At 70.9% G+C, this 21,163-nt stretch carries 16 protein-coding genes; 4 read left to right on the forward strand and 12 right to left on the reverse strand.

The window, feature by feature from the left end; all coding sequences use genetic code 11:
• Positions 1-6: 6 nt before the first annotated feature.
• The 12 genes from pgeF to rsmH form a co-directional block, all read right to left on the reverse strand.
• Positions 7-714 (reverse strand): peptidoglycan editing factor PgeF, encoded by a 708-nt coding sequence (gene pgeF / locus ACFYW8_RS16965; RefSeq protein ID WP_389074818.1) that lies wholly within the window; start codon positions 712-714, stop codon positions 7-9.
• 26 nt (positions 715-740) lie between these two features.
• Entirely contained in the window at positions 741-1,934 is a 1,194-nt protein-coding gene (gene ftsZ / locus ACFYW8_RS16970; RefSeq protein WP_261706882.1) for a cell division protein FtsZ, read from the reverse strand.
• A 274-nt stretch (positions 1,935-2,208) separates the two neighbouring features.
• Positions 2,209-2,994, reverse strand: a complete 786-nt coding sequence (locus tag ACFYW8_RS16975; RefSeq protein WP_389074822.1) for a cell division protein FtsQ/DivIB — start codon at positions 2,992-2,994, stop codon at positions 2,209-2,211.
• Between the two features lie 25 nt (positions 2,995-3,019).
• Positions 3,020-4,111, reverse strand: a complete 1,092-nt coding sequence (gene murG, locus ACFYW8_RS16980) for an undecaprenyldiphospho-muramoylpentapeptide beta-N-acetylglucosaminyltransferase (protein WP_365880084.1) — start codon at positions 4,109-4,111, stop codon at positions 3,020-3,022.
• A gap of 6 nt (positions 4,112-4,117) precedes the next feature.
• Complete coding sequence (gene ftsW / locus ACFYW8_RS16985) at positions 4,118-5,479, reverse strand: putative lipid II flippase FtsW (RefSeq protein ID WP_389074828.1); 1,362 nt, start codon at positions 5,477-5,479, stop codon at positions 4,118-4,120.
• A 68-nt stretch (positions 5,480-5,547) separates the two neighbouring features.
• A complete protein-coding gene (gene murD / locus ACFYW8_RS16990) occupies positions 5,548-6,975 on the reverse strand; it encodes a UDP-N-acetylmuramoyl-L-alanine--D-glutamate ligase (RefSeq protein WP_365880080.1) in 1,428 nt (475 codons plus the stop codon).
• Entirely contained in the window at positions 6,957-8,030 is a 1,074-nt protein-coding gene (mraY, locus tag ACFYW8_RS16995; RefSeq protein ID WP_365880078.1) for a phospho-N-acetylmuramoyl-pentapeptide-transferase, read from the reverse strand. Before mraY ends, murD begins: the two co-directional genes overlap by 19 nt.
• A complete protein-coding gene (gene murF, locus ACFYW8_RS17000; RefSeq protein WP_365880076.1) occupies positions 8,027-9,433 on the reverse strand; it encodes a UDP-N-acetylmuramoyl-tripeptide--D-alanyl-D-alanine ligase in 1,407 nt (468 codons plus the stop codon). The genes mraY and murF overlap by 4 nt, the downstream gene beginning before the upstream one ends.
• Positions 9,434-9,437: 4 nt before the next feature.
• Positions 9,438-10,958 (reverse strand): UDP-N-acetylmuramoyl-L-alanyl-D-glutamate--2,6-diaminopimelate ligase, encoded by a 1,521-nt coding sequence (locus ACFYW8_RS17005; RefSeq protein WP_389075146.1) that lies wholly within the window; start codon positions 10,956-10,958, stop codon positions 9,438-9,440.
• 203 nt (positions 10,959-11,161) lie between these two features.
• Positions 11,162-13,114: a peptidoglycan D,D-transpeptidase FtsI family protein gene (locus ACFYW8_RS17010; RefSeq protein WP_389074840.1), complete on the reverse strand. Its 1,953-nt coding sequence runs from the start codon at positions 13,112-13,114 to the stop codon at positions 11,162-11,164.
• A gap of 5 nt (positions 13,115-13,119) precedes the next feature.
• Complete coding sequence (locus ACFYW8_RS17015) at positions 13,120-13,692, reverse strand: septum formation initiator family protein (RefSeq protein ID WP_365880072.1); 573 nt, start codon at positions 13,690-13,692, stop codon at positions 13,120-13,122.
• A 215-nt stretch (positions 13,693-13,907) separates the two neighbouring features.
• Positions 13,908-14,915, reverse strand: a complete 1,008-nt coding sequence (gene rsmH / locus ACFYW8_RS17020; RefSeq protein WP_365880070.1) for a 16S rRNA (cytosine(1402)-N(4))-methyltransferase RsmH — start codon at positions 14,913-14,915, stop codon at positions 13,908-13,910.
• A gap of 425 nt (positions 14,916-15,340) precedes the next feature.
• Between rsmH and ACFYW8_RS17025 the strand changes: the two genes are divergently transcribed.
• The 4 genes from ACFYW8_RS17025 (at position 15,341) to ACFYW8_RS17040 (ending at position 20,878) form a co-directional block, all read left to right on the forward strand.
• Positions 15,341-15,889, forward strand: a complete 549-nt coding sequence (locus tag ACFYW8_RS17025) for a carbonic anhydrase (RefSeq protein WP_365880068.1) — start codon at positions 15,341-15,343, stop codon at positions 15,887-15,889.
• A gap of 263 nt (positions 15,890-16,152) precedes the next feature.
• Positions 16,153-17,187: a MoxR family ATPase gene (locus tag ACFYW8_RS17030; RefSeq protein WP_365880066.1), complete on the forward strand. Its 1,035-nt coding sequence runs from the start codon at positions 16,153-16,155 to the stop codon at positions 17,185-17,187.
• On the forward strand, positions 17,187-18,551 hold the full coding sequence (locus ACFYW8_RS17035) for a DUF58 domain-containing protein (RefSeq protein WP_389074852.1): 1,365 nt from the start codon (positions 17,187-17,189) through the stop codon (positions 18,549-18,551). The genes ACFYW8_RS17030 and ACFYW8_RS17035 overlap by 1 nt, the downstream gene beginning before the upstream one ends.
• Entirely contained in the window at positions 18,548-20,878 is a 2,331-nt protein-coding gene (locus ACFYW8_RS17040) for a transglutaminaseTgpA domain-containing protein (protein ID WP_389074858.1), read from the forward strand. Before ACFYW8_RS17035 ends, ACFYW8_RS17040 begins: the two co-directional genes overlap by 4 nt.
• Positions 20,879-21,163: the final 285 nt, after the last annotated feature.

The raw sequence follows: 21,163 nt of genomic DNA on the forward strand, positions 1-21,163 counted from the left end.
GCCCCATCAGTCCAGCCAGACATAGCCCGCGAGCCGCCCTGTGGTGCGGTCCCGTCGGTAAGAGAAGTGGTCCCCGGATTCGAGCGTGCACACCGGCGACTGCTCCCGGTCCCGCACTCCGAGCCGTTCCAGTTGCGCGTGCACTCCCGCGGTCACATCGACCGCGGACGTCCCCCGCCTTGTCTCGGCGTATGCCGCGGGCTCGACGGCGGCGACCTCGGCGCGCATGGCGTCCGGCACCTCGTAGCACCGTCCGCAGACCGCGGGTCCGGTGCGGGCGACGATCCTGGCCGGATCGGCGCCGAGTCCCACCATGGCCCGTACGGCCGCGGGAACCACGCCGGCGACCATGCCGGGCCGTCCCGCGTGTGCGGCGGCCGCCACACCGGCGACGGGGTCGGCCAGCAGGACGGGCGTGCAGTCGGCGGTGAGGACGGCGAGCGCGAGCCCCCGTCGCGCCGTGACGATCGCGTCGACGGCAGGGATCTCCGAGGAGCCCCAGGGCGCCTCGACGACCGCCACGTCCGGCCCGTGCACCTGGTTCATCCAGACGACCCGGGCAGGGTCGAGCCCGAGCGCCTCGGCGGCCAGTTCCCGGTTCGCGCGTACGGCGCCGGGGTCGTCGCCGACCGCTCCGCCGAGGTTGAGCTCCTCGTACGGAACGGCGCTCACCCCGCCCCACCTGTCGGTGAAGGCGAAATGGGCGCCGCTCACGGTGCTCGTTTCGGAGCGCTCTCCTATCACTTCAGGAAGTCCGGCACGTCCAGTTCCTCGGCCGCGCTGTCCGAGTAGGAGCGGGACGGCGGGACCGGCGGGGACACCGGCAGCTCGCTGACCGGCTCCGGAGCGGGCTCCGGGGTGACCTCCTTGGGCGTGACGCTGCCGAGCGACCCGAAGGAGGGGCGGCTCTCGGCGGGACGCGACTGAACGGGCTCCTCGCGTCGCGTGGAGGTCGAGCCGAGGACGTTGTCCCGCTTGGCCGGCGGCTGGCCGCCGTCGAAGCCGGCGGCGATGACGGTGACCCGCACCTCGTCGCCGAGGGCGTCGTCGATGACCGCGCCGAAGATGATGTTGGCCTCGGGGTGCGCGGCCTCGCTGACCAGCTGGGCGGCTTCGTTGATCTCGAACAGGCCGAGGTCGGAGCCGCCGGAGATGGAGAGCAGCACGCCGCGGGCGCCGTCGATGGAGGCCTCGAGGAGCGGCGAGGAGATCGCCATCTCGGCCGCCGCCACCGCGCGGTCGTCGCCGCGGGCCGAGCCGATGCCCATGAGCGCCGAACCGGCCTCGGACATCACGGACTTGACGTCGGCGAAGTCGAGGTTGATCAGACCGGGCGTGGTGATGAGGTCGGTGATGCCCTGAACACCGGAGAGCAGGACCTGGTCCGCCGACTTGAAGGCGTCGAGGACCGAGACCTGGCGGTCCGAGATGGACAGCAGCCGGTCGTTCGGGATGACGATGAGGGTGTCGACCTCTTCGCGGAGTTCCGCGATGCCGTCCTCCGCCTGGTTGGCGCGGCGCCGGCCCTCGAAGGTGAACGGGCGGGTGACCACGCCGATGGTGAGGGCGCCGAGCGAGCGGGCGATGTTGGCCACGACGGGCGCGCCGCCGGTTCCGGTGCCGCCGCCCTCTCCGGCCGTCACGAAGACCATGTCGGCCCCCTTGAGGACCTCCTCGATCTCCTCACGGTGGTCCTCGGCGGCCTTGCGGCCGACTGCCGGGTTGGCTCCGGCCCCGAGGCCGCGCGTGAGTTCCCGGCCGACGTCGAGCTTGACGTCGGCGTCGCTCATCAACAGCGCCTGCGCGTCGGTGTTGATGGCGATGAACTCGACGCCCTTGAGACCGACCTCGATCATCCGGTTGATGGCATTGACACCACCGCCGCCGACACCGATGACTTTGATGACTGCGAGGTAGTTCTGCGGTGCTGCCACGTCGAAGGCCTCTCGCCTCGAGTTACGTGTCGTCGCCTCGCACGTTCGCGATCCGACGACTGATGCCGAATGGGACGGTCCGAACGCCGACCCGAACCCTAACGCTGAAGTTTAGGGTTACCAGTGTGTCTGTTCCTTGGACTCTCCGAACAGGACACTAAGTCGACAAGCGGCGCACGTTCAACGAACACGCCGAACCTCCCGTTTTTCTTTTCACCCTATGTGATCAGGCGCAGCACTGCCCAACCAGGGTGCTGGCCTGCGCCGATGCGAGTCAACTGCCCGACGATGCGGGTGCGGTGGGGGCACTTACGTCGAAGTACCGGGCCCCGGGATCGGCTTTCATGAGAGCAAGGAGTGTCCTGGCCTTCGCGCGGCCCTTCTCGACGCTGCCCCACTCGACGGTCCGGCCGCCCGTCAACTCCAGCGAAACGGCGTCGTAGGAACGGACCTTCACGGTACGGGTGTCACGGGCGACGGCGTCCGGAATGTCCCCGGCGATCCGCACCGCCTCACGCACCAGCCGGTCGGCGGTGAAGCGGCGCAGCGCGGCACGCTTCGACACCGTCAGTTCCAGCACGGGCACGCCCTCGGGGGCATCGGAAACGGTGGCGAACCGCACGCCCTTGGCGTCCACTTCGATGAAGTTTCCGCCTTTTTCGACAATCAGGACCGGGGTACGTTCGGTCACTTCCAGACTGATTCCATGCGGCCAGGACCGGACGACGTCAACCGAGTCGATTCGGGGCAGCTTTCTGAGCAATCGCGCCTCGATGGCGTCCGTGTCGACGGAGACCAACGGGGATCCGACCGGAACGTCGGCCGCCTCCCGCACCTGCCCGGCCGTCAGCACCTTCGTCCCGGAGACCGATACGCGCTCCGTGCGCAGATAGGGGGAACCGTAGACAATCCACACCGCGGCGGCCCCGGCCAACACCACCGCGGCCAAAAGGACAATGAGCCTACGAAGGCGACGGAGCCGCCCGATGAGGGGCGGCCGGGGCGGGCCGGACTCCAGCTTCTGCCGTTCACCGCGCTCGGCGGTCGTCGGTCCGGCCACGCTCCCTGCCTTCCCTCATGCGGTCCTAGTGGTGGCGCGAGGCGATCGCCTCGTACACCATGCCGACGAGCAGGTCGTCGGCGTCCCGGCGGCCGAACTCGCTGGCGGCGCGCGACATCTCGTACAGCCGGTGCGGATCGGCGAGCACCGGCAGCACGTTCTGCTGCACCCACTGCGGGGTCAGCTCCGCGTCGTCGACCAGCAGTCCCCCGCCGGCCTTGACCACCGGCTGGGCGTTCAGCCGCTGTTCGCCGTTGCCGATGGGCAGCGGGACGTAGGCGGCGGGCAGTCCGACGGCGGAGAGCTCGGCGACGGTCATCGCGCCCGAGCGGCAGAGCATCATGTCGGCCGCGGCGTACGCGAGATCCATCCGGTCCACGTACGATACCGGGATGTACGGGGGCATTCCCGGCATCTGGTGCACCTGCGGCAGTTCGTTCTTCGGACCCACCACGTGCAGGATCTGGATCCCGGCCTGCTGGAGGTACGGAGCCGCCTGCTGGACCACCTCGTTGAGGCGGCGGGCGCCCTGCGAGCCGCCCGACACGAGGAGCGTCGGCAGGTTCGGGTCGAGCCCGAACGCGGCGCGCGCCTCGGGCCGTACCGCCGCGCGGTCCAGGGTGGCGATGGAGCGGCGCAGCGGGATGCCGATGTAACGGGCCCCCCGGAGCTTGCTGTCGGGCGTGGAGACGGCGACCTGGGCCGCGTACCGCGATCCGATCTTGTTGGCGAGACCGGGGCGGGCGTTGGCCTCGTGGACGATGATGGGCACGCCGAGGCGCTTGGCCGCGAGGTAGCCGGGCAGGGCGACATAGCCGCCGAAGCCGACGACCGCGTCCGCCTTGGTCCGCTCCATGATCTGCTCGACAGCCTTGATCGTGCCGCGCAGCCGTCCGGGGACGGTGATCAGCTCGGGGGTGGGCTTGCGCGGCAGCGGTACGGCGGGGATCAGCGCGAGTTCATAGCCGCGCTCGGGTACGAGCCGGGTCTCGAGTCCGCGTTCCGTGCCCAGGGCCGTGATCCCCACGGTCGGGTCCTGCCTGCGCAGGGCATCCGCGAGGGCGAGCGCGGGCTCGATGTGGCCGGCGGTCCCCCCGCCGGCGAGTACGACATGCACCGAAATTCACCGCTCTCCGGACGAACGCGCCGCAGAGGCACGCCGTCGCATCGTGTTCCATCTCCGGGGCCCCGCGGCCCTTGCGGACTCTCTCACCGCACCCCGCTTTCTGCCAAAGCGGGGTTGCCGCATCGCGAGAGCCGCCCGCGCAGCGGGGTCGTCACGCGCGAAGGCGATCAGCAACCCGATGGCGAACATGGTCGGCAGCAGGGCGGAACCCCCGTAGGAGAACAGCGGGAGCGGGACACCGGCGATCGGCAGCAGACCGAGCACCGCACCGATGTTGATCACGGCCTGGGCCGTGATCCAGGTGGTCACGCCTCCCGCGGCATACCTCACGAAGGGGTCCTCCGTGCGTCCGGCCACGCGGATACCCGCATAGCCTAGAGCCGCGAAGAGGGCGAGCACCGACAGCGTCCCCGCGAGGCCCAGTTCCTCCCCAGTGATGGCGAAGATGAAGTCGGTGTGCGCTTCGGGCAGTTGGCCCCATTTCTCCACACTGGCGCCGAGGCCGGAACCGAAGAGTCCGCCGGAGGCGAGGGCGTAGATGCCGTGCACGGCCTGCCAGCAGGTGTCGTTCGGGCCCGGCTCGGTCGCGCCGATGCAGGCCAGCCTGGACATGCGGTTGGGGCTCGTCTTGATGAGGATGAATCCGATGGCCAAAGCGATGGACAGCACGCCCACGAACAGCCGGGTGGGCGCTCCGGCCAGCCACAGCAGCCCGAAGAGGATGGCGGTCAGGATGATCGCCGTGCCCATGTCGCCGCCGAGCATGATCAGGCCCAGCAGCATGAAGGCGACGGGCACGAGCGGCACCAGCATGTGCTTCCACTGGGTCAGCAGCCGCTTGTCCTGTTTGCGGGCGAGCAGATCGGCGCCCCAGAGCACGAGCGCGAGCTTGCCGAACTCGCTGGGCTGGATCTGGAAGGAGCCGCCGAGGGAGATCCAGTTCTGGTTGCCGTTGACCGAGAGCCCTATCCCGGGCACCTGCACCAGGGCCATCATGAAGACGGCGCCCGCCAGTATCGGGTAGGCCAGCGCCCGGTGCAGCTTCACCGGCATCCGTGAGGCGGCCGCCAGCAGCACGCCGCCGATCAGGGCCGCCAGGAACTGCTTGCGGAAGAAGTACGACCCGGGCAACGACAGCTGGAGCGCCGTGATCTGCGAGGCCGAGTAGACCATCACGAGCCCCAGCACGGTGATCAGCAGGCTGCCGCCGAGGATCAGGTAGTACGCGGTCAGCGGCCGGTCCCAGGCCTTGCGGGCACGCGTGAGGAGGCGGCGTACGGGGTTGTCGCGCGGCACCCCGGCGGCCGGCCGCCGGCCGGCCCGCCGCACGGGAGGCCGGCCGGTGCGGCTAGTGGGCATCGGCGTCTCCGGGCCACAACGATGTCACGCGTCCGTCCCTCCCAGGTTCGCCCGGCCAGGCAACCGGGTCAGGCGCCGAGTTCGCGGACCGCCTCCGCGAACGCGTCACCGCGCTTGTTGTAGTTGGCGAACATGTCCATGGACGCACAGGCCGGAGCCAGCAGCACCGTGTCCCCGGGCTCGGCGAGCCTCCTGGCCTCCTGAACCGCCGCGAGCATCGCCCCAGTGTCGGTCCGGTCGAGGTCGACTACGGGTACTTCCGGCGCGTGTCGCGCCAGGGCTTCACGGATCAGCGCGCGGTCCGCGCCGATCAGGACGACGCCCCTCAGCCGCTTCGCCGACCTGGCGACCAGCTCGTCGAAGGTCGCGCCCTTGGCGAGCCCGCCGGCGATCCAGACGATCGACTCGTAGGCCGCCAAGGAGGCTTCCGCGGCATGCGTGTTGGTGGCCTTGGAGTCGTCGACATAGGCGACCTCGTCCACGTCGGCCACGTGCGCGATGCGGTGGGCGTCAGGGGTGAAGTCCCGCAGTCCGTCCCGTACGGCCCGCGCAGGCACCCCGTAGGCGCGCGCGAGGGCCGCCGCGGCAAGGGCGTTGGCGATGTTGTGCGGGGCGGGCGGAGTGACGTCGGAGACCTCGGCGAGCTCCTGGGCGTTCTTCTGCCGGTTCTCGACGAAGGCGCGGTCGACCAGGATGCCGTCCACGACGCCGAGTTGGGAGGGCCCGGGGGCGCCGAGGGTGAAGCCGACGGCCCGGCAGCCCTCCTCGACGTCCGCGGCGCGCACCAGGTCCTCGGTGGCCTTGTCGGCCACGTTGTAGACGCACGCGACCCGATTGCCCTCGTAGATACGGCCCTTGTCGGCGGCGTACGCCTCCATGGAGCCGTGCCAGTCGAGGTGGTCGGGCGCGAGGTTCAGTACGGCCGCGGAGTGGGCGCGCAGCGAGGGCGCCCAGTGGAGCTGGTAGCTGGAGAGTTCGACCGCGAGGACGTCGTACTCCTCCTCGCCGAGGACGGCGTCGAGGAGGGAGACGCCGATGTTGCCGACGGCCGCCGTGCGCAGGCCCGCCGCCCTGAGGATGGAGGCCAGCATCTGGACGGTCGTGGTCTTGCCGTTGGTGCCGGTGACCGCGAGCCAGGGCGCGGCCTTCCGGCCGTCCAGTTCCCGCAGCCGCCAGGCGAGTTCGACGTCGCCCCAGACGGGGACGCCCGCCGCGGCGGCCGCGGCGAACAGCGGTTTGTCCGGCTGCCAGCCGGGCGCTGTCACGATGAGCTCGGTGCCCTCGGGCAGGGTCGCGCCGTCACCGAGGCGCACGGTGACGCCGAGCGCCTCCAGGTCCGCGGCCTGCGCCCGGCTCCGTTCGTCGTCGCCGTCGTTGACGACCGTGACGAGCGCGCCCAGGCCGTGCAGCACCTTGGCGGCCGGGATGCCCGAGACGCCGAGGCCGGCGACGGTGACGTTCTTGCCCTGCCAGTTGGTCACTTCTTGGCTGCCCATCCTGCGTAGAAGAGGCCGAGTCCGACGATCACGCACATGCCCTGGATGATCCAGAAGCGGACCACGACAAGGACTTCGGACCACCCCTTTAGTTCGAAGTGGTGCTGAAGTGGGGCCATTCGGAAGACACGCTTCCCGGTCAGCTTGAAGGAGCCGACCTGGATGACCACCGACATGGTGATGAGGACGAAGAGGCCGCCGAGCAGGGCGACCAGGATCTCGGTGCGGGAGCAGATCGCCAGACCGGCGAGCGCGCCGCCGAGGGCCAGCGAACCGGTGTCTCCCATGAAGATCTTGGCAGGTGAGGTGTTCCACCACAGGAAGCCGAAGCAGGCGCCCATGAGGGCGGAGGCGACGACCGCGAGGTCGAGTGGATCTCGCACCTCGTAGCAGGCGGCCGGGTTGGTCAGGGTCTGCGCGTTGGCGCAGGACTCCTGGAACTGCCAGACGCCGATGAAGGTGTAGGCGCCGAAGACCATCGTGGCGGCGCCGGTGGCGAGGCCGTCCAGACCGTCCGTCAGGTTCACGCCGTTCGACATGGCGAGGATCATGAACAGCGCCCAGACCACGAAGAGCACCGGGCCGATGGACCAGCCGAAGTCCTGGACGAAGGAAAGCTTCGTGGAGGCGGGGGTGTTGCCGCGGTTGTCGGCGAACATCAGCGCCAGCACCGCGAAGGAGATACCCACGATCAGCTGTCCGGCCATCTTCGCCTTGGCCCGCAGGCCGAGCGAACGCCGCTTGATGATCTTGATGTAGTCGTCCAGGAAGCCGACCAGGCCCATGCCCGCCATCAGGCCGAGCACCAGCAGGCCCGAGAACGTGGGCGGGTAGCCCGTGATCACCTTCGACATGAAGTACGCGATGATCGTCGCGAGGATGAAGGCGATACCACCCATGGTCGGCGTACCGCGCTTGCTGGCGTGCTCGCGCGGGCCGTCGTCACGGATGTACTGGCCGTAGCCCTTGCGGGCCAGCAGCTTGATCAGCAGCGGAGTGCCGACCAGGGTCAGGAACAGGCCAATGACTCCCGCGAACAGGATCTGCTTCATCATCGGGCGGAAACCTCACCCTCGGTACCGTCGGCGAGCAGCGCGAGCGCCACCCGTTCCAGCCCGACGGACCTGGACGCCTTCACGAGCACGACGTCACCTGGGCGCAGCTCACTGCGCAACAGGTCGACAGCCGCCTGTGCGTCGGACACGTGCACCGACTCCTCACCCCACGAACCCTCGTTATATGCGCCCAGTTGCAGCCAGGACGCTTCCCTGCCCCCGACCGCGACGAGCTTGCCGACATTGAGCCGGACGGCAAGCCGTCCGACCGCGTCGTGCTCGGCGAGCGCCTCGTCCCCGAGCTCGGCCATCTGACCGAGCACCGCCCACGTACGACGTCCCTTGCCCATCGCCGCGAGCGCGCGCAGGGCGGCTCGCATGGACTCGGGGTTCGCGTTGTAGGCGTCGTTGACGACCGTCACGCCGTCCGGACGCTCGGTGACCTCCATCCGCCAGTGGGAGAGGGAGCCCGCCTCGGAGAGCGCGCGGGCGATCTCGTCTGCGGACATGCCCAGCTCATGGGCGACGGCGGCCGCGGCGAGCGCGTTCGACACGTGGTGCTCACCGTACAGGCGCATGGTCACATCACCGCACCCGGAGGGTGTGCGAAGGCTGAAGGAAGGCTGTCCGCTCTCCGTGAGCCGGACGTTCTCGGCCCGTACGTCCGCTTCGTCGGACTCTCCGAAGAGGATCACGCGAGCCTTCGTGCGGGACGCCATGGCGCGTACGAGGGGATCGTCGGCGTTGAGGACCGCCGCGCCGTCCTCGGGGAGGCTCTCGACGAGCTCACCCTTTGCTTGCGCGATCTGCTCGCGGCCGCCGAACTCGCCGATGTGGGCGGTGCCGACGTTGAGGACGAGACCGATCTTCGGCGGGGTGAGGCCGGCGAGATAGCGGATGTGGCCGACGCCGCGGGCGCCCATCTCCAGCACGAGGAACTTCGTCTCCTCGGTGGCGCTGAGCGCGGTGAGCGGCAGTCCGATCTCGTTGTTGAGGGAACCCGGCGTGAAGACGGTCGGCGCCTTGCTCCGCAGTACCTGGGCGATCAGGTCCTTCGTGCTCGTCTTGCCGGCGGATCCGGTGAGCGCCACGAGGGTCGCGCCGAGCCGTTCGACGACATGGCGGGCGAGGGCACCGAGAGCCGCCTGCACGTCGTCGACGACGATGGCGGGCACGCCGACGGGGCGGGACGCCAGGACGGCGGCCGCGCCGGCTCCGATCACCGCCTCGGCGTAGTCGTGGCCGTCGACCCGTTCGCCGACGAAGGCGACGAAGAGACTGCCGGACTCCACTTCACGGGAGTCCCTGACGACCGGTCCGGTGACCTGCACCGCCGGATCCGGTATGTCGTACGTCTGCCCGCCGACGACTGCTGCGATCTCGGCGAGGGAGAGGGCGATCACAAGTTCATCCCTGGGTCTGCTGGATAGCTTCGCGAAGCACCTGGCGGTCGTCGAAGGGACGCACCACCCCGGCGATGTCCTGGCCCTGCTCGTGGCCCTTGCCCGCGACCAGCACGGTGTCGCCCGGCTTTGCGCGCGCGACGGCCGCGGCGATGGCGGCGGCCCGGTCCTCGAAGACCTGGACCTCGCCGCGCTCGTGCGCCGGCACCTCGGCGGCGCCCGCGAGCATCGTGGCGAGGATCGCCAGCGGGTCTTCGGAACGGGGGTTGTCGGACGTCAGGACAGCGGTGTCGGCGAGCCGGGCCACGGCCGCTCCCATCGGCTTCCGCTTGGTCTTGTCACGGTCGCCGCCGCAGCCGAGCACCACGTGCAGGCTGCCCTCGGTCACCTTGCGCAGGGCGCGCAGGACGGATTCGACGGCGTCCGTCTTGTGGGCGTAGTCGACGACGGCGAGGTACGGCTGGCCCGCGTCCACGCGCTCCAGCCGGCCCGGGACCCCGGGGACGGAGGCGACGCCGTCCGCGGCGGTCTGCGGGTCGAGTCCGGCGGCCGCGAGGGCGACGATCGCGGCGAGGGTGTTGGCCACGTTGAAGGGGCCCGCGAGCGGCGAGCGGGCGGTGACCCGCTCACCCTTGGGGCCGACCGCGGTGAATGTCGAGTCCATCGGGCCGACTTCGACGTTCTCGGCGCGCCAGTCGGCGTCCGGGTAGCCCTCGGCGGAGAAGGTGACGACCGGGACGGTGGCCTCCCCGGCGAGCCGGCGGCCGTACTCGTCGTCGAGGTTCACGACGCCGAGCCGGCTGCGTCTGGCCGTGAACAGCTGCGCCTTGGCCTGGAAGTAGTCCTCCATGCCGGTGTGGAACTCCATGTGTTCCGGGCTGAGGTTGTTGAAGACGGCGACGTCGAAGACGCAGCCGTCGACGCGGCCGAGGACCAGCGCGTGGCTGGAGACCTCCATCGCGACCGATTCGACCCCGCGCTCGCGCATGACGGCGAACAGGGCCTGGAGGTCGGTGGCCTCGGGCGTGGTGCGCTCGGACTTGATGCGCTCGTCGCCGATGCGCATCTCGACCGTGCCGATCAGGCCGGTGGAGCGGACCGTCTTCAGACCGCCCTCGACGAGATAGGCCGTCGTGGTCTTGCCGGAGGTGCCCGTGATGCCGATCTGGAGGAGATCGCGCCCCGGGTGGCCGTAGATGGTGGCCGCGAGCTCACCCATCGATCCGCGCGGGTCCTCGACGACGAGGACCGGCAGACCGGTGGCCGCGGCGCGCTCGGCGCCGGTCGGGTCGGTGAGTACGGCGACGGCGCCGAGGCCGGCCGCCTGGGTCACGAAGTCGGCGCCGTGCAGTCGCGCGCCGGGCAGGGCGGCGTACACGTCACCGGGTCGCACCGCTCGGGAGTCATGGGTGATGCCCGTGACCCCGACGTCGCTCTCCGGCTTCTCGGCGCCCAGCTGATCGGCCAGCTCCGCGAGGTGGGTGGCGGAGACGTGAACCGGACGCGGCGGTCCCGGATATGTCACAGGAGCGCCCTTCTGGGTGGTTTGGGACTGATCAGCGTGTGGCACGGCGCGAGCGTACCCGGCTCACCCCCGCCGGGGCGAAGCGAGGGCGGGGACGGGGCGCGCGGGGAGGAGTGGTTCCCTGGGTCCGGGGTGTTCGTTGTCACGAGTGGTTCCTGGTCCGTTGTGCGTGGGGGCTGATCACGGCATGCGGTCGAAGTCGGTCACGGCTTGAACTCCACGGGCAACCGGGCCGCGTGAGCGCCGGTGGGCGGGACCTGAAGGGTCTTCAGGGCGAACTCCATCACCTGCTTGAAGACGGGTCCGCAGATCTGGCCGCCGTAGTGGCTGCCCTTCGTGGCGTTCTGGATCGCGCAGTAGACGGTGATCCGGGGCTTGTCCGCGGGGGCGAATCCGGCGAACGACGAGGTGTAGCCGTTGTACCTGCCGGTGGCCGGATCCACGCGGTTGGCCGTACCCGTCTTGCCCGCGACCCGGTACCCGGGGATGCGCGCCTTGATGCCGGTGCCCTGTTCGTCGTCCACCACGGACTCCAGCATCTGGGCGAGGGTCTTCGCCGTCTTCTCGCTCACGACCCGGGTCTTCCTGGGCGCGGCGGCGGGTGTGAAGCGGCCGTCGGGTCCCTTCGCGCCGCGCACCAGGGTCGGCTCGATCCGTACGCCGCCGTTGGCGATCGTCGAGTAGACGGACGCCGCCTGCATCGCGTTGAGCGACATGCCCTGGCCGAAAGGGATCGTGTACTGCTGCGAGGTCGACCACTTGTCCGCGGGGGCGAGGATGCCCGCCGTCTCGCCGGGGAAGCCGAGCCCGGTGTGGCTGCCGATGCCGAACTTGCGCAGATAGGAGTAGAGGACCTGGTTGGCCTGTTTCTGGGTCCTGCCGAGCTGGCCGGTCGCCATGATCGTGCCGATGTTGCTGGACTTGGCGAGCACACCGTTGAGCGTGAGGTTCCAGGTGGCGTGGTCGACGTCGTCCTGGAAGAGCCGGTCCCCTCGGTGCAGCCGGTTGGGCACGACGACATGGGTCCCGGGAGTCGCCGCGTTCTCCTGGAGTACGGCGGCCATCGACATCACCTTGGCGGTGGAGCCGGGCTCGTAGACGTCCTGGAGGGCCGCGTTGCCCATGGCCGCCGCGTTGGCCTGGGTGAGGTCGTTGGGGTCGAAGCCCGGCGAGTTGGCCATGGCGAGGACCTGGCCGGTCCGGGTGTCCTGCACTATCACGTAGCCGCGGTCCGCCCCGGACGTCTTCACCTGCTGGGTGATGGCGTCCTGCGCGGCCCACTGGATGTCGCGGTCGATGGTGAGCTCGACGTCGGAACCGGCCACGGCCGGTGTCTCGGTGGAGCCCACGGTCGGCACCTGGCGGCCCCCGGACTGGGCGTAGCGGATCTTGCCGTCCTTGCCGGTGAGCTCCTGGTTCAGCTGCTGCTCGATGCCACCGCCGCCCTTGCCGTCGGCGTTGACCCAGCCCAGTATCCCGGCGGCGAGATCGCCGTTCGGGTACACGCGCTTGCTGGCGGGCACCGCGAGGACGCCCGCGAGGACGTTGACCGTGTTCTTGTCGGTCTCCGCCTTGGTCCCGAGCGTGCTCTTCAGGTCCTTGATCTGCTGCCAGACCTGGGGGGTGCGGCGGTGCGCGAGGAGCGTGTAGCGGGTGTTCCTCGTCCGCAGCTTCCTGGCGACGGTGTCCACGTCCTGGCCGATGATGGGGCCGAGGAGCGCGGCGGCCTGTTCGGGAGCGTCCCCCACCCCGGTGGCCGCGCGCGTGAACATCGTCGGGTCCGCGGTGATGTCGTACGCGTCCACGCTCGTCGCCAGCTCGACGCCGTCGCGGTCGGTGATCCCGCCGCGCTCGGCGGCCAGCGTGCGCCCGACGTACCGGTTCTGCTCGGCCTTCGCGGCGTAGGTGCTCGCGTCCACGGCCTGCACCTGGAGCAGCCGCACGACGAACGCGATCATCACCAGCGTCAGCGCGAGGCTGACCATGCGCAGGCGGGGGCGGGGGCTGCCGAGCCGGATGACGCGCGGGCCTTCGGAGCGGTCCGCGGCCGGACGGCGCACGGGGCGGCCACCCGGACCGGGGCGGCTCCGGCCGCCGGGACGTACGGGCCTGGCGGGGCCGGGTACTCGGCGGCGCGGCGGTTCCCTGTCGGACACTTCCGTCACCTGCCGGGGGTTGTGGAGGGCTGCGTGGACGGGGCGGGGGCCCGGGTGGTGGGCGTGCCCGGGGACGGCCGCCGTCGGGCGGACGTCGGGACGGGAGAGGGCGCCGCACTCCGCACCGGGCTCGCGGCCGGGCTCGGTGCACGGGCCGGGACCGGGGCGAGGACCTCGGGCGGGGGGATCATCGGCGCCCGCGCGGCGGACTGGCTGCCGGCGGCTCCGGGAACGCCCTTGACCGTGCCGTCCGGGTCGAGGAAGGCCGGGTCCCCGCCGGGGACCATGCCGAGTTCGCGGGCGCGGCGCTGGAGGGCGTCGGGGGCCGAGTAGGCGTCCACGTCCCGCTGGAGGGCCTGTTCCTCGTCGGTCAGGCTCTTGGTCTGCTTCTGGAGGTCGTCGAGCCGGAACGCCCCTTCGCTGAGCGCCGAGTTCAGCACGAGGAGCCCGATGAGGCCGCCGCCGAGGAGAAGGACGACCAGGAGGACGAAGGGGGTACGGGCCGCCTGCCCGGCCCCGGCCGGAAGGAGCCGCGCGAGCCGGGCGGCCCGCCCCCTGAGTTCGGGTCTGCCGCTCACGCGCCCTCCCTTTGGGTCTGGTGTGCCGGCGTCACGGCCGCTCCATGGGTCCGGTTCCCCAACTCACGAAGCCGTCGCGGGTTCGGTTCCCGGACTCACGAAACCGTCGCGGGCCAGGAATCCCGGCCCCCGCCGTCCGGCGGGCCCGGAGAACGGCTCCACGGCGTTTCGCGAGTTCGGGTTTCCGACTCACGACCCCTCCTTCTCCCCGCGCCTCACTCGGCGGCTTCCTCGCGGATGCGCTGTGCCCCCCGCAGCCGGGCGGGAGCCGCTCGCCGGTTCTCGGCGACCTCTTCCTCGGTGGGAAGTTCGGCACCGCGGGTGAGGAGCTTGAGCCGGGGCTGGTAGCGCTCGGGGACGACCGGCAGTCCGGGCGGCGCGGTGTTGGCGGCGCCGGCCGCGAACACCTGCTTGACCAGCCGGTCCTCCAGCGAGTGGTACGACAGCACGGCGATGCGTCCGCCGACGGCGAGCGCCTTCACGGCCGCGGGAACCGCCCGCTCCAGGACACTCAGTTCGCCGTTGACCTCGATGCGCAGCGCCTGGAAGGTGCGCTTGGCGGGATTGCCCCCGGTGCGCTTGGCCGCCTGGGGCAGGGCGTCACGGATCAGCTCGACGAGCCGGGCGCTGTTGGTGAAGGGTTCCTTCTCGCGCTCGCGCACCACCGCGGAGACGATCCGCTTGGCCTGCTTCTCCTCGCCGTACGCCCGCAGGATCCGCACCAGTTCACCCGGCGGGTAGGTGTTGAGCACCTCGGCCGCGCTCATCCCGGTCGTCTGGTCCATGCGCATGTCGAGCGGGGCGTCCTGCGCGTACGCGAACCCCCGGTCCGCCTCGTCGAGTTGCATGGAGGAGACGCCGAGGTCGAACAGGACACCCTGGACGCGCGGGATGCCCAGGCGGTCGAGCACGTCGGGGAGTTCGTCGTAGACGGCGTGGACCAGGCAGGCGCGGTCGCCGTAGGGGGCGAGCCGCTCTCCGGAGAGTCGCAGCGCCTCCTTGTCACGGTCCAGGGCCACGAGCCGCACTTCGGGGAACCGGGTGAGCAGTGCCTCGCTGTGACCGCCGAGCCCGAGCGTGCAGTCGACGACCACGGCTCCCGGCTCGGTGAGGGCCGGGGCCAGCATGTCCAGGCACCGCTTGAGCATGACCGGAACGTGTCGGCTCTGCCCCTCCGGCCGCCCGCTGTCACCCTCGTCGGTAAGCGCTTCGCGCCCTTTCATTCCGGGCCCTCTCAGGTCCGGCGCGGCCATACGCACTGCCGGGTCCCCACCCGCTCGGGAAGGGGGGTCTGCTGGCGCCGGATGACTGGCGTCAGCCGACCGGGAGCGGGAGGAGGCCGAGCCGTACGTACGCGCCGCGCACGCGGGGAAACTCCGGAAAGTCGCCGGGTCTCCAGGGGAAAACAGTCCAGCGGGGAGAGCCTCGCCTCCCGCTTCGCGTCACTTTAGTCCACGGTGTCTCGCGGTCAATCAACCGGCATGCGCGTCGTGGACCGCGCTCGGACCGAAGCCGTGGATCCGGAAGAATCACCCGAACGGGCACGTCGTCACCCCCCGTGTGGATTACCTCACAACAAGCCGCGATGACATTCTTTGTCCCCTCTCACAGCAGGACCGCTCCATAGGTGACCAGTACCGTCATGGGTATGACGACTTCCGCATCTGTTCCCACCGAACCCGAAGGCGCCATAGCGGCGGATCGGACGGTCACCGACCGTCTCGTCGACGCGAACGAGAAATACGCCGCCGCCTTCACCGACCCCGGGATGGACGCCCGCCCCGTGCTGCACGTCGCCGTGGTGGCGTGCATGGACGCCAGGCTCGACCTGCACTCCGCGCTCGGCCTGGAACTGGGTGACTGCCACACCATCCGCAACGCGGGCGGCGTGGTCACCGACGACGTGATCCGCTCCCTCACCATCAGCCAGCGGGCGCTCGGCACCCGCAGCGTGGTCCTCATCCACCACACCGGCTGCGGTCTGGAGTCCCTCACCGAGGACTTCCGGCACGACCTGGAGATGGAGGTCGGCCAGCGCCCCGCGTGGGCGGTCGAGGCCTTCCGGGACGTCGAGCAGGACGTACGGCAGTCGATGCAGCGCGTGCGCACCTCCCCGTTCCTCGTGCACACGGACGACGTGCGCGGCTTCGTCTTCGACGTCACGACCGGCCTGCTGCGGGAGATCGACCCGTCCTGACCGGCCCCGTCCGACCCCCCGGTCGCCCGCCCTCCGCGGCTCGTGGGACCCTCTCCTCACAAAAAACCCCGGCCGCCCGGTGGCCAAAGGGCCGTAAGAACAGACATATCGCGGCCACTTATCCACAGCCGAGTGACACGAACCGGTAACGGCAACAAGAATGCGGGTGTGGCGTCACGCGGAACCTTTCGCGCGTGGTGCCCGTGTTTCGGGGTGGGCCGGTCCGCACAGGGCGTCGGCCCGAACGGGCCGAGGAGGGCCGGGTGACGACCTATGACGATCGAGCGAGCCTTACAGATCTGACCGCCACTGCGGAGCGTGTCCGCAGTTCGGTGGAAGGAGTGATCGAAGGCAAGCCTGAGGTCGTACGGCTTTCGCTGACCGTGCTGCTCGCCGAGGGTCATCTTCTGATCGAGGATGTCCCGGGCGTCGGCAAGACCATGCTCGCCAAGGCACTGGCACGGTCCATCGACTGTTCGGTGCGGCGCATTCAGTTCACGCCCGACCTGCTGCCCTCGGACATCACGGGTGTGTCCATCTGGGACCAGCAGCGCCGGGACTTCGAGTTCAAGCCGGGCGCGATCTTCGCGCAGATCGTGATCGGCGACGAGATCAACCGCGCCTCGCCCAAGACGCAGTCCGCGCTCCTGGAGTCGATGGAGGAGCGGCAGGTCACCATCGACGGGCAGACCTACGAACTGCCCAGCCCGTTCATGGTGGTGGCCACCCAGAACCCGGTCGAGATGGAGGGCACCTACCCACTGCCGGAGGCCCAGCGCGACCGCTTCATGGCCCGTGTCTCCATCGGCTACCCCAGCGCGGAAGCCGAACTGCAGATGCTGGACATCCACGGCGGGGTGAACCCGCTGGACGACCTCCAGCCGGTCGCCCACGCGCACGACATCGTGAAACTGATCGACGCGGTCCGCACGGTGCATGTCGCCGACCCGGTGCGCCGTTACGCGGTGGAACTGGTGGCGGCCACGCGCACCCACCCCGACCTCAGACTCGGCGCCTCGCCGCGTGCCACGCTGCATCTGCTGCGCGCGGCGAAGGCGTCCGCCGCTCTGAGCGGCCGGGAATACGCGCTGCCGGACGATGTGCAGGCACTCGTCGTCGCGGTCCTGGCCCACCGCCTGCTGCCCACGGCCCAGGCGCAGTTGAACCGCCGCACGGCCGAGCAGGTCGTCGAGGAGATCCTCCAGCACACCCCGGTGCCCGCCGCTCCCCAGCAGTCCGGCCTCTCGATGGGCCTGGGCGCGCCCACGTACGGTCAGCAGCCGCCCCGGAGGCTGTGATGACACAGGCGAGCACGGGGCAGACCGCCGAGACGGACAAGGGCGGGCCGCGCACCGCGCTCGCCGGGCTCACCACCCGCGGCCGCTCGTTCCTGGCCGCCGGAGTGGCCGCCGCGATCTGCGCGTACGTCCTGGGGCAGACCGATCTGCTCCAGGTCGGCCTGCTCCTCGCGGTCCTGCCGCTGGTCTGCGCGACCGTGCTGTACCGCACCCGCTACCGGGTCGCGGGCAGCCGCAGGCTCTCCCCCGGGCGCGTGCCCGCGGGCTCCGAGGCCCGCGTCCATCTGCGCATGGACAACATCTCGCGGCTGCCCACGGGCCTGCTGATGCTCCAGGACAAGGTGCCTTACGTCCTCGGTCCGCGCCCACGCTTCGTGCTGGACCGGGTGGAGGCGGGCGGCCGCCGCGAGGTGTCCTACCGGGTGCGCTCGGACATGCGCGGCCGCTACCCGCTGGGTCCGCTCCAGCTTCGGCTGGCCGACCCCTTCGGCATGTGCGAGCTGACCCGCTCGTTCTCGACCTACGACACCCTGACGGTCATCCCGCGCGTGGAGGCGCTGCCGCCGGTGCGGCTGGCGGGCGAGGCGAAAGGGTACGGCGACGGGCGGCAGCGCTCACTGGCCCTGGCCGGCGAGGACGACATCATTCCGCGCGGGTACCGCTACGGCGACGATCTGCGCCGCGTGCACTGGCGGCTGACCGCCCGCTACGGCGAACTGATGGTCCGCCGCGAGGAACAGCCCCAGCGCTCCCGCTGCAGCGTCCTGCTCGACACCCGGGGCATCGCCTTCCGGGGCACAGGCCCGGACTCGGCCTTCGAATGGGCCGTCTCGGGCTCGGCGTCGGCGCTGGTGCACATGCTCGAACGGGGCTTCTCCGTCCGTCTCCTGACGGACACCGGCACCTCGGTGCCCGGCGAGGGCACCGACGGGTTCGCGGGCGCCAGCCAGGAATCGGCGGACGCCGCCGGAATGATGATGGACACGCTCGCCGTCGTCGACCACTCGGACGGGTCGGGCCTGTCCCGGGCGTACGACGCGCTGCGCGGTGGCAACGAAGGACTGCTGATCGCCTTCCTCGGCGATCTCGACGAGGAGCAGGCGACGGTGCTCGGCAAGATGCGCCAGCGCAGCGGCGGGGCCGTCGCGTTTTTGCTGGACAGTGAGTCCTGGGTGCGGGAACCGGCCGAGGTGCCCGGCCCGTTGGACGGGAGTGCGAACCAGCTGCGCATGCTGCGCGAGGCGGGCTGGACCGCCGTGATGGTGCCTCGGGGGGCGTCGCTCGCCGACCTGTGGCGCGAGGCGGACCGTCAGCGCACCCAGATGGTGTCGACAGGACCTACCGCGGGGGGTGGTGGCGTATGAGCGGGCGAGCCCGGCTGACACTGTGCGCGGCGGCCGCCACGCTGACGGCCTCCGGCACGCTGTTGCTGCTGGTGAGCCCAACGACGTGGATCTTCCAGGCGGCGTTCCTGCTGGCCGTGCAGACCGGTGTGGGCGCGCTGACCCGGCGGGTTCCGCTCCCCCGGCCGCTGACCGTGGCGGCGCAGGCGCTGGTGACGCTGATGCTGCTGACGCTGATCTTCGCCCGGCATCAGGCCGTCGCCGGGATCGTCCCCGGGCCCGAAACCTTCCAGCACTTCTCGGAGCTGCTCCAGGCGGGCACCGACGACGTGGGCAGATACTCGATTCCGGCCCCGCTGTCGGACGGGATCCGGCTGATGTTGATCGGCGGCGTCCTGGTGATCGGGCTCGCGGTGGACGCGCTCGCGGTGACCTACCGCAGCGCCGCGCCCGCGGGACTTCCGCTGCTCGCCCTGTACTCGGTCGCCGCGGGCCTCTACGGCGGCGGCGGCGCGGCATGGCCGTGCTTCCTGCTCGCAGCCTGCGGCTATCTGATGCTGCTGCTGGCCGAGGGCCGGGACCGGCTCTCTCAGTGGGGTCGTGTCTTCGGCGGCGGAGCGGCCCGCGCATCCGGCCCGGATCGCGCGGACGGCACCGTCGCGACCGTCCGCACGGGGTGGCTGATCGGCGCGGTCACACTGAGCGTCGCCGTGGTCGTGCCGTTCGTCCTGCCGTTCGGCGGCGGTCTGCTGGACGGCGCGGGACGGGGCGTGGGCAACGGCACCGGGGGCGGTGGCAAGATCTCCACGGTGAACCCGCTGGTCTCGCTCCGCGACAGTCTGAACGTGGACGAGGACCGCACGGTCCTGACGTACCGCACCAACAGCACACAGACGCAGGACCTCTATCTGCGGATCGTCTCGCTGGACGACTTCGACGGCACGGCGTGGAAGCCGGCCCAGCGCCACATCGTGGACGTGCCGAGGAAGCTCCCGGAGCCGGTCGGCCTCTCCGGCCAGGTCAAGCGGGCGACGATCCAGACCAGTATCGCGGCGGCCGACTGGTACGCCCAGGACTGGCTGCCGATGCCGTATCCGGCCAGCAAGGTGGACATCAGCGGCAGCTGGCGCTACGAACCCGTGGGGCGCACCCTCGTCGGGGACCACGGACAGAACACGCGCGGTGTGCGGTACCAGGTCACCAGCCTGATGCTGAAGCCGACGGCGCAGGAACTGGCGAGTGCCCCTGAGCCCTCGCCCGCGATGAAGCGCGAGTACACCAAGGTTCCGGAGTCGCTGCCCGCGGTGGTGGCGAAGACGGCCCGCGAGGTCACCGCGGGCTCGGCCAACCACTACGAGCAGGCGGTCAGGCTCCAGGACTACTTCGCCGTCAGCGGTGGCTTCCGGTACAACACCCAGGTGGAGGCCGGCAGCGGCTCGACAGCGATCGCGAACTTCCTGAGGGACAAGGAGGGCTTCTGCGTCCACTTCTCCTTCGCGATGGCCTCGATGGCGCGGACGCTAGGCATTCCGGCCCGTGTGGCGGTGGGCTTCACGCCCGGGACTCCGCAGGCGAACGGTTCGATGTCGGTGGGGCTGCGGGACGCGCACGCCTGGCCCGAGCTGTACTTCGAGGGCGTGGGCTGGACCCGCTTCGAGCCGACCCCGAGCCGGGGCACGGTGCCGTCGTACACCCAGACGAACACGCCGGGCAACGACGTGTCCGCTGCGCCCAAGCCGACCTTGTCGACGTCGGCGGCGCCCTCCGCCGGGCCGTCGGCCGGCGGGAGCTGCTCGGCTCTGCAGCGGAGACTGGAAGCCTGCCCCAGCCAGTCCTCGGCGGCGGTGGCCGCCCCCCAGGGCGACGACTGGTTCTGGTCCACGAGCTTCTGGATCACGCTGGCCGCGCTCCTGATTCTGGTGCTGGCACTGCTGCCCATGCTGTGGCGAATGCGGGTACGGGCCGTGCGGCTCGGCGGCCACGGCCGCACCGCGGCGGACGTGGCGGCGTACACACTGGGGGCCTGGCTGGAGGTGACCGATACGGCGTGGGACTACGGGATCGCGCCGGAGAAGTCGCAGACACCGAGGAGGACCGCCGAGCGGATCGCCGGGGTCGGGCGCTTGGATGCGGGCGCCGCGGCCGCGGTGCACCAGCTGGCCGCGGCTGTGGAGCAGGTTCTCTACGCTCCGCGTCCCCAGCCGGTGGCGGGTCTCGCGAACGACGCGCGCCATGTCGTGGAGGCTTTCAGGACCTCCGCGAGCCGTCCCGCCCGTCTGCGTGCTCTCCTCGCCCCCCGTTCGGCCGTCCGGGTGATCTGGGGGCTCTCGGCCCCCGGCCGACCCTGAGAACCCGACTGTCGGCCCGTGGGCGATCCCTGCTCCACCGTCCGTCGAGCCACAACGGCCGACGGACGCCGGGCCGGCTGCCGCCCTCGCCAGGCCTGACCGGCTTTCGGCCTGGCGAGGACCGGCGGCTGAGGGCCTGCTGACGTCGGGCGGTCAGGGGCGGTCCGGTGCCCGTGACCTCTGTGGACGGCGGGCCCCGGCCCGCGGCCGGTGTGGGCGGCGGCTGTCCGAGACTCCGACCGCACATACGCGTGAGGGGGCGTCCACCCGGATCCGGGTGGACGC

It is taken from the genome of Streptomyces sp. NPDC002742, from assembly GCF_042888885.1.
Classification (GTDB): domain Bacteria; phylum Actinomycetota; class Actinomycetes; order Streptomycetales; family Streptomycetaceae; genus Streptomyces.

Bases quoted from the DNA above. Each gene is read 5' to 3' on its own strand.
- mraY (WP_365880078.1), bottom strand. From the start codon at position 8,030: ATGATGAAGCAGATCCTGTTCGCGGGAGTCATTGGCCTGTTCCTGACC.
- ACFYW8_RS17025 (WP_365880068.1), top strand. From the start codon at position 15,341: ATGACGACTTCCGCATCTGTTCCCACCGAACCCGAAGGCGCCATAGCG.
- rsmH (WP_365880070.1), bottom strand. From the start codon at position 14,915: ATGAAAGGGCGCGAAGCGCTTACCGACGAGGGTGACAGCGGGCGGCCG.
- murD (WP_365880080.1), bottom strand. From the start codon at position 6,975: ATGGGCAGCCAAGAAGTGACCAACTGGCAGGGCAAGAACGTCACCGTC.
- ACFYW8_RS17035 (WP_389074852.1), top strand. From the start codon at position 17,187: ATGACACAGGCGAGCACGGGGCAGACCGCCGAGACGGACAAGGGCGGG.
- ACFYW8_RS17040 (WP_389074858.1), top strand. From the start codon at position 18,548: ATGAGCGGGCGAGCCCGGCTGACACTGTGCGCGGCGGCCGCCACGCTG.
- ftsW (WP_389074828.1), bottom strand. From the start codon at position 5,479: ATGCCCACTAGCCGCACCGGCCGGCCTCCCGTGCGGCGGGCCGGCCGG.